General features: G+C 69.4%; 19 protein-coding genes and 3 pseudogenes. 16 read left to right on the top strand and 6 right to left on the bottom strand.

Annotation, left to right across the window (positions count from 1 at the left end):
- Nucleotides 1-98 precede the first annotated feature (98 nt).
- From Q4V64_RS17515 to Q4V64_RS55050, 4 genes and pseudogenes are all read left to right on the top strand, one after another.
- Complete coding sequence (locus Q4V64_RS17515) at nucleotides 99-371, top strand: hypothetical protein (RefSeq protein WP_124436389.1); 273 nt, start codon at nucleotides 99-101, stop codon at nucleotides 369-371.
- Nucleotides 372-788: 417 nt separating this feature from the next.
- A pseudogene (locus Q4V64_RS17520) lies at nucleotides 789-1278 on the top strand (Asp23/Gls24 family envelope stress response protein).
- 36 nt (nucleotides 1279-1314) lie between these two features.
- Nucleotides 1315-1479 (top strand): hypothetical protein, encoded by a 165-nt coding sequence (locus tag Q4V64_RS17525; protein ID WP_172628908.1) that lies wholly within the window; start codon nucleotides 1315-1317, stop codon nucleotides 1477-1479.
- A 157-nt stretch (nucleotides 1480-1636) separates the two neighbouring features.
- Nucleotides 1637-1807: a DUF5994 family protein gene (locus tag Q4V64_RS55050; protein ID WP_253266586.1), complete on the top strand. Its 171-nt coding sequence runs from the start codon at nucleotides 1637-1639 to the stop codon at nucleotides 1805-1807.
- Between the two features lie 244 nt (nucleotides 1808-2051).
- On the opposite strand, the gene Q4V64_RS17530 is transcribed toward Q4V64_RS55050, so the two are convergent.
- Nucleotides 2052-2450: a DUF5994 family protein gene (locus Q4V64_RS17530; RefSeq protein WP_124436388.1), complete on the bottom strand. Its 399-nt coding sequence runs from the start codon at nucleotides 2448-2450 to the stop codon at nucleotides 2052-2054.
- 42 nt (nucleotides 2451-2492) lie between these two features.
- Nucleotides 2493-3492, bottom strand: a pseudogene (locus tag Q4V64_RS17535) (acyl-CoA desaturase).
- Between the two features lie 308 nt (nucleotides 3493-3800).
- On the opposite strand from Q4V64_RS17535, the gene Q4V64_RS17540 reads away from it, so the two are divergent.
- The 10 genes from Q4V64_RS17540 (at nucleotide 3801) to Q4V64_RS17585 (ending at nucleotide 10278) form a co-directional block, all read left to right on the top strand.
- Nucleotides 3801-3992 carry a CsbD family protein gene (locus tag Q4V64_RS17540; RefSeq protein WP_124436387.1) on the top strand — a complete coding sequence of 64 codons (192 nt, stop codon included), beginning with the start codon at nucleotides 3801-3803 and terminating at the stop codon, nucleotides 3990-3992.
- Complete coding sequence (locus Q4V64_RS17545; protein WP_124436386.1) at nucleotides 3989-4336, top strand: hypothetical protein; 348 nt, start codon at nucleotides 3989-3991, stop codon at nucleotides 4334-4336. The genes Q4V64_RS17540 and Q4V64_RS17545 overlap by 4 nt, the downstream gene beginning before the upstream one ends.
- 39 nt (nucleotides 4337-4375) lie before the next feature.
- Nucleotides 4376-5089 carry a DUF5994 family protein gene (locus tag Q4V64_RS17550; RefSeq protein ID WP_124436385.1) on the top strand — a complete coding sequence of 238 codons (714 nt, stop codon included), beginning with the start codon at nucleotides 4376-4378 and terminating at the stop codon, nucleotides 5087-5089.
- A gap of 10 nt (nucleotides 5090-5099) precedes the next feature.
- Nucleotides 5100-5375, top strand: coding sequence for a hypothetical protein (locus tag Q4V64_RS17555; protein ID WP_124436384.1), 276 nt, complete (start codon nucleotides 5100-5102; stop codon nucleotides 5373-5375).
- A gap of 40 nt (nucleotides 5376-5415) precedes the next feature.
- Entirely contained in the window at nucleotides 5416-5727 is a 312-nt protein-coding gene (locus Q4V64_RS17560) for an STAS domain-containing protein (RefSeq protein ID WP_124436383.1), read from the top strand.
- Nucleotides 5728-6022: 295 nt separating this feature from the next.
- Nucleotides 6023-7246, top strand: a complete 1224-nt coding sequence (locus tag Q4V64_RS17565) for a PP2C family protein-serine/threonine phosphatase (RefSeq protein WP_124436382.1) — start codon at nucleotides 6023-6025, stop codon at nucleotides 7244-7246.
- Between the two features lie 367 nt (nucleotides 7247-7613).
- On the top strand, nucleotides 7614-8039 hold the full coding sequence (locus tag Q4V64_RS17570; RefSeq protein ID WP_124436381.1) for an STAS domain-containing protein: 426 nt from the start codon (nucleotides 7614-7616) through the stop codon (nucleotides 8037-8039).
- Nucleotides 8036-8707 carry a hypothetical protein gene (locus Q4V64_RS17575; RefSeq protein WP_172628907.1) on the top strand — a complete coding sequence of 224 codons (672 nt, stop codon included), beginning with the start codon at nucleotides 8036-8038 and terminating at the stop codon, nucleotides 8705-8707. Before Q4V64_RS17570 ends, Q4V64_RS17575 begins: the two co-directional genes overlap by 4 nt.
- A gap of 61 nt (nucleotides 8708-8768) precedes the next feature.
- Nucleotides 8769-9482, top strand: coding sequence for a GAF and ANTAR domain-containing protein (locus Q4V64_RS17580; RefSeq protein WP_253266585.1), 714 nt, complete (start codon nucleotides 8769-8771; stop codon nucleotides 9480-9482).
- Between the two features lie 79 nt (nucleotides 9483-9561).
- The gene (locus tag Q4V64_RS17585; RefSeq protein WP_124436380.1) at nucleotides 9562-10278 is read left to right on the top strand and encodes a GAF and ANTAR domain-containing protein; all 717 of its coding nucleotides are present in this window, start codon (nucleotides 9562-9564) and stop codon (nucleotides 10276-10278) included.
- 369 nt (nucleotides 10279-10647) lie between these two features.
- Here the strand turns inward: Q4V64_RS17585 and Q4V64_RS17590 are convergent, their stop codons facing one another.
- The 3 genes and pseudogenes from Q4V64_RS17590 to Q4V64_RS17600 form a co-directional block, all read right to left on the bottom strand.
- On the bottom strand, nucleotides 10648-10845 hold the full coding sequence (locus tag Q4V64_RS17590) for an ANTAR domain-containing protein (RefSeq protein WP_253266584.1): 198 nt from the start codon (nucleotides 10843-10845) through the stop codon (nucleotides 10648-10650).
- A gap of 201 nt (nucleotides 10846-11046) precedes the next feature.
- Nucleotides 11047-11226, bottom strand: a pseudogene (locus Q4V64_RS17595) (PRC-barrel domain containing protein); the annotation flags it as partial.
- 65 nt (nucleotides 11227-11291) lie between these two features.
- Nucleotides 11292-11576, bottom strand: a complete 285-nt coding sequence (locus Q4V64_RS17600; RefSeq protein ID WP_124436379.1) for a hypothetical protein — start codon at nucleotides 11574-11576, stop codon at nucleotides 11292-11294.
- 382 nt (nucleotides 11577-11958) lie between these two features.
- Between Q4V64_RS17600 and Q4V64_RS17605 the strand changes: the two genes are divergently transcribed.
- Nucleotides 11959-12171: a hypothetical protein gene (locus Q4V64_RS17605; protein WP_124436378.1), complete on the top strand. Its 213-nt coding sequence runs from the start codon at nucleotides 11959-11961 to the stop codon at nucleotides 12169-12171.
- A gap of 321 nt (nucleotides 12172-12492) precedes the next feature.
- On the opposite strand, the gene Q4V64_RS17610 is transcribed toward Q4V64_RS17605, so the two are convergent.
- Nucleotides 12493-13266 (bottom strand): YhjD/YihY/BrkB family envelope integrity protein, encoded by a 774-nt coding sequence (locus Q4V64_RS17610; protein WP_253266583.1) that lies wholly within the window; start codon nucleotides 13264-13266, stop codon nucleotides 12493-12495.
- A 219-nt stretch (nucleotides 13267-13485) separates the two neighbouring features.
- On the opposite strand from Q4V64_RS17610, the gene Q4V64_RS17615 reads away from it, so the two are divergent.
- A complete protein-coding gene (locus Q4V64_RS17615) occupies nucleotides 13486-13842 on the top strand; it encodes a PRC-barrel domain-containing protein (protein WP_124436376.1) in 357 nt (118 codons plus the stop codon).
- Nucleotides 13843-13869 lie beyond the last annotated feature (27 nt).

Below are 13869 nucleotides of genomic sequence, written 5' to 3' on the forward strand. Positions count from 1 at the left end.
CCGGACGAAATCCGAGGAGACGACACTCAGCGGGGGAAGGTGGATACCGCCCCGGACGTCCGGGTTTCCGTCAGTGCCGGCACGAGAGGCAGGCGACCATGGCGACACTGCACGAGCGGCAGCACTACCGCGAGGCGATCATGAAGAACCTTTACGAGGCCATGGAAGGCAATCGCCTCCTCGGCCTCACCGGGGCGCAGCTGCGCGAGGACCTCTCCATGCCCGAGGAGGACCTGGCCGCCGCCTGCACGTACTTGGCGGCCGAGGGACTGATCCAGGTCGACTGGGCGAGAGGAAACACACCCGCGATGGTCACACTGACGCACAAGGGGATCCAGTTCATGGAGACCGAGGAGAAGGACAGCGACTGACACGGCACGAGCCGCCCTCAGGGCTCCGGCCGGTCACGTGACAGCCACACCCTCCCATATGGCTGATATGACCGAAATGACGTCCCGGGCATACCCTGGTGAGTGGGTCCGCGCACTCTCACGTGCAACGACCCGGAAGGGCGGCCCCGGTGTGTATACGCCGGGGCCGTTGCGTCACCGGTACATGCCACCTGGAGAAGACGTGATCCACTCGGCCGATCTCCGCGAGTGACACAACTGCGTCGTCGTTGACCCGACCTGCCCCTCTGCGTGGGATACCACCGCCGCCTCTGGGCGCAATGCCCGACATCGCTCACATGCCACTTGCCTGAGCGAGGTCGGGCACTCGCCGTTAGCGTGAAAGAAAAGGAAGGGGCACGACAGGCTGCCTGTGGCGTCGGAAAGTGGTGACCGAAGATGACGGAAACCGGACTACCGAACCAGCCCGAGACCCCTCGCGCGGGATCATTGGGCGAGCGCGGCGGGAAGAGTGCGGGGGTGCCGCACGGAAGCGATCCGGGGGCGCGCGGCCATACGACAATCGCCGACGGTGTGGTGGCGAAGATCGCCGGGCTGGCGGCCCCGGGATGTGCCGGGCGTCCATGCGATGGGCGGTGGGTTCGCCCGTGGCATGGGGGCCATGCGCGAACGTGTGCCCGGTGCCGGCGGGAAGTCCGTCACCAGCGGGGTGAAGGTCGAGGTCGGCGAGGTACGGACCGCGGTCGACCTGGAGCTCGTCGTCGAGTACGGCGTCTCCATCATCGAGGTCGCGGGCGACGTCAGAGAGAACGTGATCGCTGCCATCGAGCGGATGACCGGTCTGGAAGTTGTCGAGGTCAACATCGCGGTCGGCGATGTGCATCTGCTCGACGAGGACGAGGAACAACCAGAACGGCGGCTGGAGTAATCGCTTGCCGGAGCCAAAGCGAGCGAGGAGCGCGCGATGGGTACGGCCGCGGTTGGCCTGTTCACCGGGATGGCGCTGGGTTTCGCCGGACGGTTCGCCGACGGTGAGGGGAACTCGGCGACCTCTTCCACACCCGCGAGCACGGCAACCGGCGGCGGCGAGACCAGCCGGTCCTCAAAGGACGACCGCCGACAGAAGTGAGCCGACGTCCAGGAGCGGTCCGTTCGGCCTCTTCGGGAAGTAGCGTGAATGCATCGGGAGCATTTCGCACACCGGCTCCGATGCCGGTGTCGTTCCCAGTGAGCAAACGACACCGGGCAGCTGCGCTCGCGCAGAGGTCCGGAGACGGGTTCGCGTGATGTCCGCGACCGCCTCTCCTCCCCCGCTACGGGCCGTTCCCTTCAGGACCCCGACCGCGCGCCTCGTGCTGAAACCGGTGAGTCCTTCACCAGGGCACGTCGAGCTGGACGGCGCTTGGTGGCCTCGGTCACGTGACCTTACATCGCGGGCCGCTGGGACCTCCTGGTGATCCCCCCCCGGAGCCGGGCGCCCTCTCGGCTGCCCGGCCGATGGCGGCCGCGAGCGCGAACACCGGCCCGCCGACGACCGCGACCGCCCTCGTGGCGGCGGAACAGGCCGGCGAAACCTCCTCGTCGTGCGAGGCCACCACCGGCCGGCCAGGCCGACTGATGGTTGGGATGTGACGGTCGTCGTCGCCGAACCTGGCCGTCGGTGCCCTGATGATTTCGCCGGGCAGTCCGTGGTGGGCCGGATCAGTCGTGGCCACTTGCCGCGGCTGCCATGAGCGGTTCCGCGGCTTCCTCAGTCGTATCCGGAGGCACGACCAGCAGGTCCCAGCGCCCCCGGCCGGGGGCGAGCAGGACGATCGTGTGCGGGGCGGATGCCGCCACGGTCCTGCGCAGTCGTACGACCTGGTTGGAGACGAGCATCCGGCCGGGCACCGCGGACCATGTCGCCCCGTTGACGGTGACGCTGGTGATGTGACCCCATGCGCGAGGCAACCCGGCGAGCAGCGACGGGAGTTCCGCGAGCAGGTCGTATGAGCGAGGCCACCACGCTCCGTCGATGGGCCGGGGCATGCCGCTGCGGGATGCGAGACGCAGCCGGAGGAGGGGGTGGGAGGGGAGCGAGGACTGCAGTGCGGTGGTCATGAAGGCTCCTGCCAACTGCCTTAAGAGATTGAGTGGTCGGTGTCAGGCGCGACGGGCCGCGACCCGCTCCGCCGTCGGCCAGCACACGTCGTGCACCCAGCCGAGGCGTTCGAGGAGGCGGATGACGGCGGCGGAGGGGTCGAGCTGGCCGCGGTCGACGCCGTGGCGCGCTGGTGGGGTCGGCGTGGTGGAGGTTGTGCCAGCTCTCGCCGAACGAGAGCAGGGCGAGGGGCCACAGGTTGGTGGCCCGGTCGTGACGCCGGGTGCGGAACGGCCGCTCGCCGATCATGTGGCAGAGGGAGTTCACGCTCCAGGTGACGTGGTGGAGCAGGGCGATGCGGACGAGTCCCGCCCACAGCAGGGCGGTCAGCGCGTGCACCCAGGTCCCGCCGATGAGCCAGCCCGCTACGAACGGCAGGGCGAGGGTGAGGACGCACAGCGCCGGGAAGGCGCGGGCGACGGCGCGGATGTCGCGGTCGGCCAGCAGGTCGGGGGCGTAACGCTCCGGCGGCGTACGGTCGTTGCGGAAGAGCCAGCCGACGTGCGCGTGCACCAGCCCGCGCAACTGGCCGCGCAGATGCGTGCCGTAGCGGTACGGGGAGTGCGGATCCCCCGGCCGGTCGGTGAAGGCGTGGTGGCGGCGGTGCGTGGCGACCCAGCCGATGACGTCACCCTGGAAACTCATCGACCCGGCCACCGCGAGCGCGATGCGCACGGGACGGACGGCCCGGTAGCCGCCGTGGGTGAGACCACGGTGGAAGCCGACCGTGACGCCGAGACCCGTGATCGTGTAGAGGACGAGGGCGATCACGATGTCGGCGGGATGGATGAGCCTCCCCCACAGCAGCCAGCCGGCCAGGCCGATCGCCACGAACGGCAGAACGACGATCACCGCCGTCACCGTGACGTACAGCCGGTCACTGCCGCTACGCGCGGGCGCCGGGCCGTCCGGCGGGAAGGGGGACGTCCCGTCGTAGCCCTGGGGCGGCGGGGCGGGGCCCGACGGTGTGACCGTCGTGGACGTGGTGGGACTGAGTGGCATACGTGGCTCCTCGGCCTGGACGCGGATGGCGCGGCCGGGGTCACGGGCTGCCCATGGGATGGGAGTCGCGAGGAGGGGGCCGGACACCGGCTCCGAAGCGCCTCGCTTTCTCCACCGTACTCCCACACGCTCCGAGACGAGGCGGGCCCGATAGCGTGGCCACCGCGTTGACACGGACCGTGGCGGGACGTTGACTGGCAGCACGGTGCAGGGCCATGCCACCCCGGAACACACGGCGAAGCATTCCGCCTTCCCGCCTCGCCCAGACCCCGCGGGAACCCGCCTACCCGACAACAGCGAGGCCGGCCATGACCGTTTCACGGACCATCAGGAACCAGGCGCAGACGATGAAGGGCAGGATCACGGAAGAGCTCGGCCGGGTCACCCGCAACAGGCGACTGCAGCGCCGCGGCAGGACCGACCGGGTCTCCGGAAGCCTGAAACAGGCCGTCGAGAAGGCCAAGGGCGCCTTCAGGCGTAGCGGAAGCGGCCCTCGATGATGTACGACCAGACACGCGCCCAGCAGCCCGCCGGCCAGACCCGGAGCCCCGCCGAGCGCCGTACCCCGGGCCCGGAGCCGCTGCTCCCGTCGGACGAACAGGACAAGATCGTCCAACGCCTCCGGCACGCCCTCAACACCTTCGCCGACACTCCGCGTGAGGCGCTGGAAGAGGCCGAGAGCGCCTATGACGAAGCCACCGCCCAGCTCGTGAACGCCCTCGCGGAACGGCGGCGTCTCCTGCGTGCCGGCTGGCAGGACCAGGACCCGGAGGCACAGTCCGATGGACTGCGGCTCGCGCTGAGGCAGTACCGGGAGATCACCCAGCGACTGCTCCACATCTAGGCGGCCACTCCTCCGCGCCGCAGGGGAGCGCGGAGTAGTGTGGACAGTACTGAGGGCATTTCGCACGCTGGCTTCCACGCCGGGTCGTCCTCGGCGAAAGATGAAACCCGGGCCGCCGCAGAGGCGGCCCGGAGACGGGTCCGCATCATGTCGGCGACCTTGCTTCCACCACTGCCGCAACCCGAGCCCGTCGCAGCCCCGGCCGCGCGTCTCGCCCTGAAGACCGACGGCACCTCCCGTGGACTCCTGGACGGTGCCTGGTGGCCCCGCTCCCGGGACCTGCTGAGCGAACTGCCCGCACTGACCGACGTGCTGGACCCCTTGTGGGGCCGCATCACCCGCATCGCCGTCAACCCCGAGCACTGGCCGGTCATCCCCGGCAAGGTTCCCGTGGACGGCCACATCGTCAAGGTCGGCTGGTTCACCCCGGAAATCGACCCGCACAAGCTGCTGTTGCTCTCCTACGGCACCGGCCGTTGGGACCTGTTGGTCATCCCGCCCGAGACCGGCGCGGAGTCGGCGGCCCGTCTGATGGCTGCCGCGTCCGACTACGACGGCCCGCCACTGACCGCGAGCGCGCTCATCGCCGCGGACCAGGCCCGGCACGGCGTCTCCGCGACCGACGGGCCACTGGACCCGGACGCGGCATGGGAGTACGAGGGCGGCGCCTCGGCGGCGGCCGCGGCCGTTCCGGAACAGACCGGTCCGCCCGGTCGGGTTAGTCGGGTCAGCCGCCTGATCGTCGGTATGTGAGGTGACCGCAATGAACGCCTTCCTGACGGCCGCCGCCTTCGTGGTTCTCATCGCAGGGGCGGCATACGTGATCCACCGGCTCAACATCCAGCACGCCGACAGAATCGCCGTGCACCGGTACAGCGCCCCCCTGCCCAGCCGCCGCGGCCGCAGCACCCCACAGCCCCCGGTGGGACCGGACCGGTCCGAGTCGCCGACCACGGGCGAACGGCGGGACCACCGCGACGGGGGCCGCGGCCGTTTCCCGCCGCGCCGCCGCCGCAGCCGTACGTCGCCGGGACTATGACTGTGCGAGGAGCGGGCCGGGTCCCATGAACTGAGGCGTCATGACTCTTCCGCAGCTGAACATCTACCGGCACGACCGGGGCAGGCGAGCACTGATCACCCTGGCCGGTGAGATCGGCCCGGCCACCGCGCCCCAGGTGCGCGCCGCTCTGGAGCGGTGCCTGCTTGACGGCATCACCACCATCGACGTCGATCTGACCACCGTCGGCCTCTGCGACAACAGCGGCCTGAGCGTCTTCCGCGATGCGTCGCGGCACGCCGCCGAGACCCACGCGTCCCTGCGGCTGCACCACCCGTCCCCGCAGACCGCACGGCTCCTCACGGACAGCGGCTGCGGTCTTCTGCTCCTGTGAGGGCTCCGGGAGAGATGTGGTGCACAACGGGACCCAGAGCCATCTGTTCCGACCGTGTGTGACATGCCGCCTCTGGAGTAATGGGCTGTTCGGCGCGGCCCGCCGCGTCACGCTGTGCGGGTTGATCGCGGTCGTGTCAGGAGCCCGTGTGTGCAGATCACGTGAGCGGGTCGAGCGCATCCGCCGCGACCGCAGGACGTACCGCGCGTGTCGGTGCGGGCGCTGGACTCACGGCACGAGGTGAGCATGGACACGGCGGCCGAAGCCTCGACGACGCCGGTGCGGGAGTGCGGTTATGGCGGAAGGTGAGCGCCGACCCGACGAGGGCGTGCTGGACCGGTCGGAAGGGTTCGGTGAGCGGCTGCTGGGGGTGCTGCTGGACCGGGCACACGAGATGCCGCCGCAGCTGATCGCCCCGCTGATCGCGGAGGAGGTGGCCAGGGTCGGTGGCCGCGACGTCTCGATCCTGCTGCAGGACTATGGGCAGCTGGTGTTGGTGCCGTTGCCGGGTCGGCGGCTGATGGTCGGCGAGCCTGAGCCGATCGGTGACTCTCCGGCCGGCACAGCCTTTCTGCACGCGACCACTGTCGAGGTGCCGCAGTCCGACGGCATCCGGATGTACCTGCCGTTGCTGGACGGCAGCGACCAGGTGGGCGTGATGGCCCTCACCCTGGTCGCCGTCGATGACGACGACCGGCGGCTGCTGCGCAGGCTCGCCGGCCTGGTCGCCGACATGCTGGTCACCAAGCACAGCTACACCGATCAGTTCTTCTTCGCCCGGCGCCGCGAACCGATGAGCCTGGCCGCGGAGATCCAGTGGTCCCTGCTGCCGCCGCTGGCGATGTCCGTCCCGCGGGTCGCGGTGGCCGGAATCCTGGAGCCCGCCTACGACGTCGCAGGCGACAGCTTCGGCTACGCCCTCAACGAGGACATCCTGCACGTGGCCATGGTCGATGCGATGGGCCACGGCCTGGACGCCGCCACGATGGCGACCGTCGCCGTCGGGGCCTACCGGCACGCCAGACGTGCCGACATCGGCCTGTCCGAGATCTACACGTTCATGGACCGGGCCATCGCCGAGCAGTTCGGGCCCGACCACTTCGTCACCGCCCAGATGATGCGTCTGAACATCACGACGGGCCACCTGCAGTGGGTCAACGCGGGCCATCCCGCACCGCTGCTGATCCGTGACGACAAGGTCGTCCGGCAACTGGCAGGCCCAACCACCTTGCCCGTCGGCTTCGGCGGTGAAGAGCCCCGGATCAGCGGGCAGATGCTCCAACGCGGCGACCGAGTACTGTGCTTCACCGACGGCCTGATCGAGGAGCACGAAGCTGGCGAAGAACAACTCATCCACTGGGTCAACCGCATCGAACACACCGAGAAGGGAGTACGAGCGGTGGTGCGCTCCCTCTCCCACGCCCTGAAGCAGGAGCGCGGCGGCCGCACCACCGACGACGCGACCCTCTTCCTGATCGAATGGCGAGGGGCCGCCGCCGACCACCTCGCGCTCCTGTAGTGAGCCGGCAACCGCACGACCGGCTCCGTCATGCGAGCCACCGCGTGTTTTGCACCGTCCATATCCTGGGATTGGGCTGCTTCAGACCGTCCGTGGCCCGACGTGAGGACTACTCTGCTGTGTAGACGTCCCAGACCCCGGCGGCATGCTGTTGCTGAACACAGATGGCTGCGGGGTGCGGACTCTTCGCCTGTCACCCGGCGCCTCCCTGGAGAGAACTGGGTGGTCCTCTGTCCTGCTACGCAGGCTGTCGGACCGGCCGCTGCTCTGCCTCCGCCGAAAGTACGCCCCTGCCGGGAGCGCACCCAGAGGGCCGGAACTCCGGCTCACCGTGCCGCTGCCGGATGGTCTTCCGAACCGAGGCGTCATGCCCCTCTCACAGCTCACCGTCCACCGCCGTGACCAAAGGAAACAGGCGCTGATCACCCTGTCCGGTGAGATCGACCTCGAATCCGCGCCGTTGGTGCGCGAGTCCCTGGAACGGTGCCTGCGGGACGGTATCCGCACCATCGACGTCGACCTCACCCCCGTCACCTTCTGCGACTGCAGCGGACTCAACTCATTCCTCCACGCTGCGCAGCAGACCACCGTGGCCGGTGGGACCCTGCGACTGCACCATCCGCCGACGACACTGGCTCGGATTCTCGACCTGGCCGGCTGCGGGTTCCTGCTCCTCAACCCTCCGTTCGACCACCTGCCATCTCCTCTCGGCGACAGCCCGGCCGCGCCCCGTCCGGCCCCGCCGCACCGCTCTGTCCCGCTTGCGCCTGTTCTCTCGGGCGATGTGCGATGACGGCCGATCCCGGGCGGGGACAGTCACGGAAGCCGGGGGACGGCCAGCCGCCCGCCGTGGCTCCGGCGCGGTTGCGTCGGCTGAGCCGTTGGCTGGTGGACGGCCTGCGTGAGGATCTGGTGGCTCTGTACGTGGAGTCCCGCGCAACGCCGCCGGGTGATCCATACCGCCGTCCCAGCCGCCAGAACTTCCTGAACCGTCTCACCGTGGACATGCGCCGACCGGGATTCGCCATGGTGATCGCCGAGACGGACAGCCTGACGGGATGCGCCTTCGGATTCCCGGTAGGCGGCGACGGCTCCTGGTGGCTCGGATTCGACGGAGTATTGCCGCGCAGCGTCGAGCAACTCACCGTGTCCGACCACATCTTCGCGTTCGCCGACATTCTGATCCGGCCGCACCCACAGGACCGGGAACCCGCCCGTTGTTTGCAGGAGTGGCTGCCGACCGACCATCAGGTATCGCTCGGCGCCACCCTGGTGGACCGGGCCGATCGCCAGGCCCTCGCTGCGCTCCGCTCCTGGGGGTGGCTGGACATCGGAGAGCTTCGCAGGCCGGCGGGCGCCACTACATTCCGCGCGCTGGTACTTCCCTTCGGGGAACGCACCACGGCGAGGCTGGAGGGCCTTGTCACGATGCCCGGAGACGGTGGCCCCAGTGGGGCCTGACAGGCGGTCGACCCGCATTCGGATGCTGGTGGCCGAGCAGGCGGTGCGACGAGGTGCCCGGGTGAGTGTGGTGGACGTATGCACCGCGGCCGTGGCCGCGCTGCCGGTCGGCGGGGCCGGGCTGTCGGCGATGTCCAAGGCCGCGGCGAGCCATCCGTTGTGCAGCACCGACGACATCAGCGAGCAACTGGAGGAGCTCCAGCTCACGCTGGGCGAGGGGCCCTGCGTGGACGCCTTTGTACGCGGCTCGGCCGTCCTGACACCCGATCTGCTCACCACTGAACTTCAGGATCACTGGACCGTGTTCGCCGATGCGGCCCTGGAAGCCGGAGCCCGCGCGGTGTTCTCGCTCCCTCTGCAGAAGGGAGCGATCAGACCGGGGGTTCTGGACCTGTACGCCAACATTCCGACCGTACTGGACGCGGAGGAGCTGGCCGACGCACTGGCGTTCGCCGATCTCGCGACGCTGCTCCTGCTCGACACAAGGATCGACGAGACGGGCGCACCGACCGGCGGGCCGACCGGCGGACGGACCGGCAGGCCGACGCCGGACCGCGGCTTCGAGGACCTGGGCGCATACCGAGCGGAGATCGACCAGGCCACCGGGATGCTCACTGCTCAGCTCGGAGTCGGCATCGAAGAAGCCTTCGTGCGGCTCCGCGCCTACGCCTATGCGCAGGGACGTCGGCTCGCGGACGTGGCCGCCGACGTGGTGGCCCGACGGCTTCGTTTCTCCCCGGACGCGGAGCCGGATCAGGACGAGGAGGAAACCTGACGTGTGGGTCCCGGCCGAGGAACGCGCCGTACTTCCCGCCCCTTCGGGCAGGGACTAGTCTCAATCGAGGGTGCCCACGATGGACCAACAGCTTCTGGCCAAGACCTTCGTCGAGCTGGCCGACAATCTGGTCGCCGACTTCGACATCATCGATTTCCTGCGCCTGCTGACCGACCGCTGCGTCGGCATGCTCGATGCGAGCGCCGCCGGGGTGCTGCTCGCCGACCGGGAGGGCAGACTCCGCGTCATGGCCGCCTCCGACGAACGGGTGCGCCTGCTGGAGCTCTTCCAGCTCCAGAACGACGAAGGCCCCTGCCTCGAATGCTTCCGCACCGGCGTACCGGTGATCGTCCCCGATCTCGGCACGGCGACCGCCCGCTGGCCGCGCTTCGCGGTGGCGGCCCAGCGCAGCGGGTTCGGGGCAGTCCAGGCTCTGCCCATGCGTTTGCGGGACGAGATCGTCGGCGCCCTGAACCTCTTCCGCCCCGCTCCCGGCCCCTTCGACCCGGCCGCCGCACCTGTCGCGCAGGCCCTGGCCGACGTCGCCACCATCAGCCTGCTGCAACAACGCACCGCTCAGCGCAGCACGGTGCTCAACGAACAACTGCAGACGGCGCTGAACAGCCGGGTACTGATCGAACAGGCCAAGGGGAAGCTCGCCGAACGCCAGGGCATCGACATGGAGCAGGCGTTCACCGCGCTGCGCGGCTACGCCCGCTCCCACAACCGGCGCCTGGCCGATGTGGCCCGCGCCCTCATCGACAGTTCCGAACCCCTCACCGGTCTGGGGTCCTGACCCACGCCTTGCCGGAGCCCGCTACGGTGTTGGTGTTGGTGTTGGTCCAACTCCTGCTCGATGAACAGCATCCGCAGCGCGAAGGCGATTGCGTGGATGCAGACGAACCCATCGCCCCCTGTCCTCAGGGCACCGCCGGTAACCGGGAACGGCCCACACCGCCCGCTGGCGGTCCGGCGCCGCCCGTGGGGCAACTGCGGCTGCCTACAGGCGATGCGGAGCGAGCAACGGACGAGGAACCGCACGACCGGTGTTTGAGATCCACGAGGCGGGCTACACAACAGAGGCGTCCGACGGCCGTCCTGGACGAAGGCGCCGGAGGGTTGAGCTCACAGCTCCCGGTGCCGTATCCGCCGGGTGCGCACACCGTCATCTCCGGTCCGCCGCGTGGAGGCGCCTCAGTGCTCGGCGCAGCTCCCGCTGTATCGGTTCCGGCAGCATCCGGTCCTTCGTCGTGGCGACCAGGGCCGCGGCCACGTCCCGGAGCTTGATGTTGCAGTGCTGCGACACGTCCACCAGCAAGTCCCAGGCCCTCTCGCTGGAACACGGCGCCAGGGCCATCACCATGCCTCGTGCCTGGTCGATGACGCACGGCTCGCCAGCGCCCGACCCAACTGCTGGTTTCTGGCGTGCAGTTCGACGACCTCGGCCAGCAACGCAGCATCCCCCTCAGAAGGCACAGTCCTCAACAGCCGCTGTTCTTCACGGGGCGGCGTCATTTGGTGCACGGTCGGTACCTCACAGGGCAGTCATCCCGTCCCTGGGTGATCAGCGGCGCGCGAGTCGCCGTTCGCCGGCCGCACCCGGCTGGTAGGGCAGTCCGTAGTGCCTGAAGACCGCTTCCTCCTGCTCGGCAGGCAGCACATCGTCGGTGCCGATCGAAGGGGCCTGTTTCACCAGCGTTCTGGCATAACCGACCCTGAGACAGCCAGGCCCGACGATCGCGTCTGCCGAGCAGGCGGCGACCAGGACCCCGGCCGCCTCCGAACGCAACCCGTGGCTGCCCGGCCACTTCACGGGTACCTGCGGTGTTCGCGGTCCCGACGGTCCTCGCGCCGCCAGCGCGCCCGGTTCTGACGGCTGTAGCGGCGGTCCCAGCGTTCCTGGCTATTCCGGCGCTCCTGGTAGTCCCGGTAGTCCCCGAGATCGGAACTGCCGCTGCGGCTCCGGCCGCCGCCACGATCGCGGCCGTGTCGGGTGGCGGCATAGACCAGCACCGCCGCAGCCACCCACCAAATGGGATCGAGGAAGCCGAAGCCGAACAGGACCGTGATGAGGATGAGGAGCAGGACGAACACGGTGGGCCTCCCCGGGAGCGGGACACAGCATCGATACCGGGGACTGGGGCCTCACCCCACAGCGTAGTCCTGCCCAACGGTTGCGGATAGCGTGCGACGTAAGCGCGTCCTGCCCTGTATGGATGGCTGCTTGAGACCTGTTCGGGAACTGCGGCGAGGTCTAGCGTGCGACATGCCGCCCCTGCCCCCGGCAGCGTCGCACCGCCAGCGCGCTCTCCAGGGGGCGCACCCTGCGCATCGGTGCCGGAACCCGCCGCGTCACGAGCGAGGCCGTTCCGTACGCGCCCATCGTCACGCGGTCCCGGTCGCGCCCCGATGCGCCCCGAGCGGGCACCGGTCTGCTGCCCGCCGCGTCGCACGCATCCCACACCAGGCGGTACACATGTACGCGCTGATCGTTCCCGCTTCGACCCCCTTCGTCCTGCTCGCCACCGTGATGGCCCTGTCCTGGTGGGAGGACCACATCCTGCCGACGCCGCCGACCGAGCCGGCCGAAGCCCCCGCCGAGGCTCCGTTCGCCCCGGCGGCTCCTGCCCAGCTCCCAGAACTCCTCAGTGCCGGCGCTGCGTTGACAACGGACGTTGCCAGGCATTGACTGGCAGCACGGCGTAGCTGCGCAACTCCCGGTTATTCGGCGCAGCATTCCACCTTCCCGACTCGCCCGGCCCCCGCGGAATCAAGGAAATCCCCGCTACCTGGAGGCCCTGCAATGCTCTGGATTCTTCTCCTTCTTGTGATCCTGGTGGTCCTCTGGATCGTCGGCTTCGCCGTGCGCGGAGGCAGCAGTGGCAGGCGCCGGTACAGCCGCAGCCGCAGGTAATCCACTCCCCATCCCCCACTCCCCATCCCCCGCGGGAACGACCCCGTACGGCGATCACGCGCGGGAGCCCGTCCAGTCCAGTTGCAGGGCCGCACCTCATCTGCGCCGTTTCAATGCGTGTGCCATGCGTGGGAGTTCCTCGTACAGCAGCCGACCGACCAGCGCCCCGCCGAAGACGACGACACCCACGCCGACCAGCCAGGACTGGATGACGAGGACGGTTCCGACGGGTCCGTAGGTGACGGCGTTGGATGCGATCAACGGCGAGAAGACGAGCCTGGAGAAGACCCTCAGGCCGAGCAGCCCGATCACGGTGGCCACGGCGCCGGGCAACAGGGCACGCCAGCGGATCCTCCCGCCGAGCAGCAGGCGCTGGGACCACCACAGCAACAGCACGGCACTCAGCGACGCGACGGCCCCACCTGCCAGAGGTTCACGCCGCAGCGTGGTGGTGGCGGAGACGTAGAGGTATCCGGTGAGGACGCCGAGCCACACCACATGCCGCCACCTTGCCCACCAGCGGGCCGGAGGCAGGTCCCAGACCTTCTCATATCCGGTCTGCACCGCCGCCCCGAAGGTCAGACCGAACACGGCAAGGGCGGCGATACCGAACGCGGTCGTGGTCCGCAGTGCCTGGCCGGGCCGGATGAACAACTGCTCGACCTGCTGCCTGGAGGACGTCGACACGCCGAGCCCTTCCCCCAGCCACTGTGCGAACCCCCGCCCGCGCTCGGGGTCGGCGGAGGAGACAATGATCAGCAGCGGCACCAGCGTGAGAAACCCCAGCGCGGCAAAGCCCAGCGAGCGCGACCACAGCTCAATTTCCCTGCTCCGCCGCCATCCGCGCCCGACGGGCGAACGGCTGATCATATGGCGCAGCGGCCCGAACCGAGATGAACGGTCCGCGGCACCGGAAGGCTTCATCGGCATGCCTGTCGACTACCACGTTCGGAACCCCTGCCGCTTGAGGGCGCGACGCAGAGATACCCGGATAACCTGGAAGAACAAAGGGCTACCGGGCTCAGCGGGCTGCGACTGCCCGAGGGGGCGGCTCGCACCGGCCCGGATCAGCGGCTCAGGAGGCAAGCCATGATCCATTCAGCCGATATCCGTGAGTGGCGCAACCGCAGCGTCGTCGACCCGAAGGGCCACAAGATCGGCGTACTCGAAGCGGTCTACGTCGACACCACCACCGACGAACCGGCCATGGCCACGGTCCGCACCGGACTCCCCACCCGCCACCACCTGGCCTTCGTCCCCCTCGACGAGGCGACCCTCGGACCGGACTACGTCAAGGTCTCCTACACCAAGACGCTGGTGAAGAAAGCGCCCTCGGTCGGCATGGACGACATCCTGCCCGCCGAGTCGGAGGAAGCGATCTTCCAGCACTACGACATGCCTTACCAGACGGGCGCAGGCGGCGAGCGGCAACTCGCGCGCCGCTGATCGCCCGCTCAGCCACCCAAGGGAGGT

The organism is Streptomyces sp. NL15-2K, from assembly GCF_030551255.1.
Classification (GTDB): domain Bacteria; phylum Actinomycetota; class Actinomycetes; order Streptomycetales; family Streptomycetaceae; genus Streptomyces.

Coding starts and splice junctions, on each gene's coding strand:
- Q4V64_RS17515 (WP_124436389.1), top strand. CDS start 99: ATGGCGACACTGCACGAGCGGCAGCACTACCGCGAGGCGATCATGAAG.
- Q4V64_RS17585 (WP_124436380.1), top strand. CDS start 9,562: ATGGACCAACAGCTTCTGGCCAAGACCTTCGTCGAGCTGGCCGACAAT.
- Q4V64_RS17590 (WP_253266584.1), bottom strand. CDS start 10,845: ATGGTGATGGCCCTGGCGCCGTGTTCCAGCGAGAGGGCCTGGGACTTG.
- Q4V64_RS17615 (WP_124436376.1), top strand. CDS start 13,486: ATGATCCATTCAGCCGATATCCGTGAGTGGCGCAACCGCAGCGTCGTC.
- Q4V64_RS17560 (WP_124436383.1), top strand. CDS start 5,416: ATGACTCTTCCGCAGCTGAACATCTACCGGCACGACCGGGGCAGGCGA.
- Q4V64_RS17540 (WP_124436387.1), top strand. CDS start 3,801: ATGACCGTTTCACGGACCATCAGGAACCAGGCGCAGACGATGAAGGGC.
- Q4V64_RS17525 (WP_172628908.1), top strand. CDS start 1,315: ATGGGTACGGCCGCGGTTGGCCTGTTCACCGGGATGGCGCTGGGTTTC.
- Q4V64_RS17555 (WP_124436384.1), top strand. CDS start 5,100: ATGAACGCCTTCCTGACGGCCGCCGCCTTCGTGGTTCTCATCGCAGGG.
- Q4V64_RS17570 (WP_124436381.1), top strand. CDS start 7,614: ATGCCCCTCTCACAGCTCACCGTCCACCGCCGTGACCAAAGGAAACAG.
- Q4V64_RS55050 (WP_253266586.1), top strand. CDS start 1,637: ATGTCCGCGACCGCCTCTCCTCCCCCGCTACGGGCCGTTCCCTTCAGG.
- Q4V64_RS17565 (WP_124436382.1), top strand. CDS start 6,023: ATGGCGGAAGGTGAGCGCCGACCCGACGAGGGCGTGCTGGACCGGTCG.
- Q4V64_RS17530 (WP_124436388.1), bottom strand. CDS start 2,450: ATGACCACCGCACTGCAGTCCTCGCTCCCCTCCCACCCCCTCCTCCGG.
- Q4V64_RS17610 (WP_253266583.1), bottom strand. CDS start 13,266: ATGATCAGCCGTTCGCCCGTCGGGCGCGGATGGCGGCGGAGCAGGGAA.
- Q4V64_RS17545 (WP_124436386.1), top strand. CDS start 3,989: ATGATGTACGACCAGACACGCGCCCAGCAGCCCGCCGGCCAGACCCGG.
- Q4V64_RS17605 (WP_124436378.1), top strand. CDS start 11,959: ATGTACGCGCTGATCGTTCCCGCTTCGACCCCCTTCGTCCTGCTCGCC.
- Q4V64_RS17575 (WP_172628907.1), top strand. CDS start 8,036: ATGACGGCCGATCCCGGGCGGGGACAGTCACGGAAGCCGGGGGACGGC.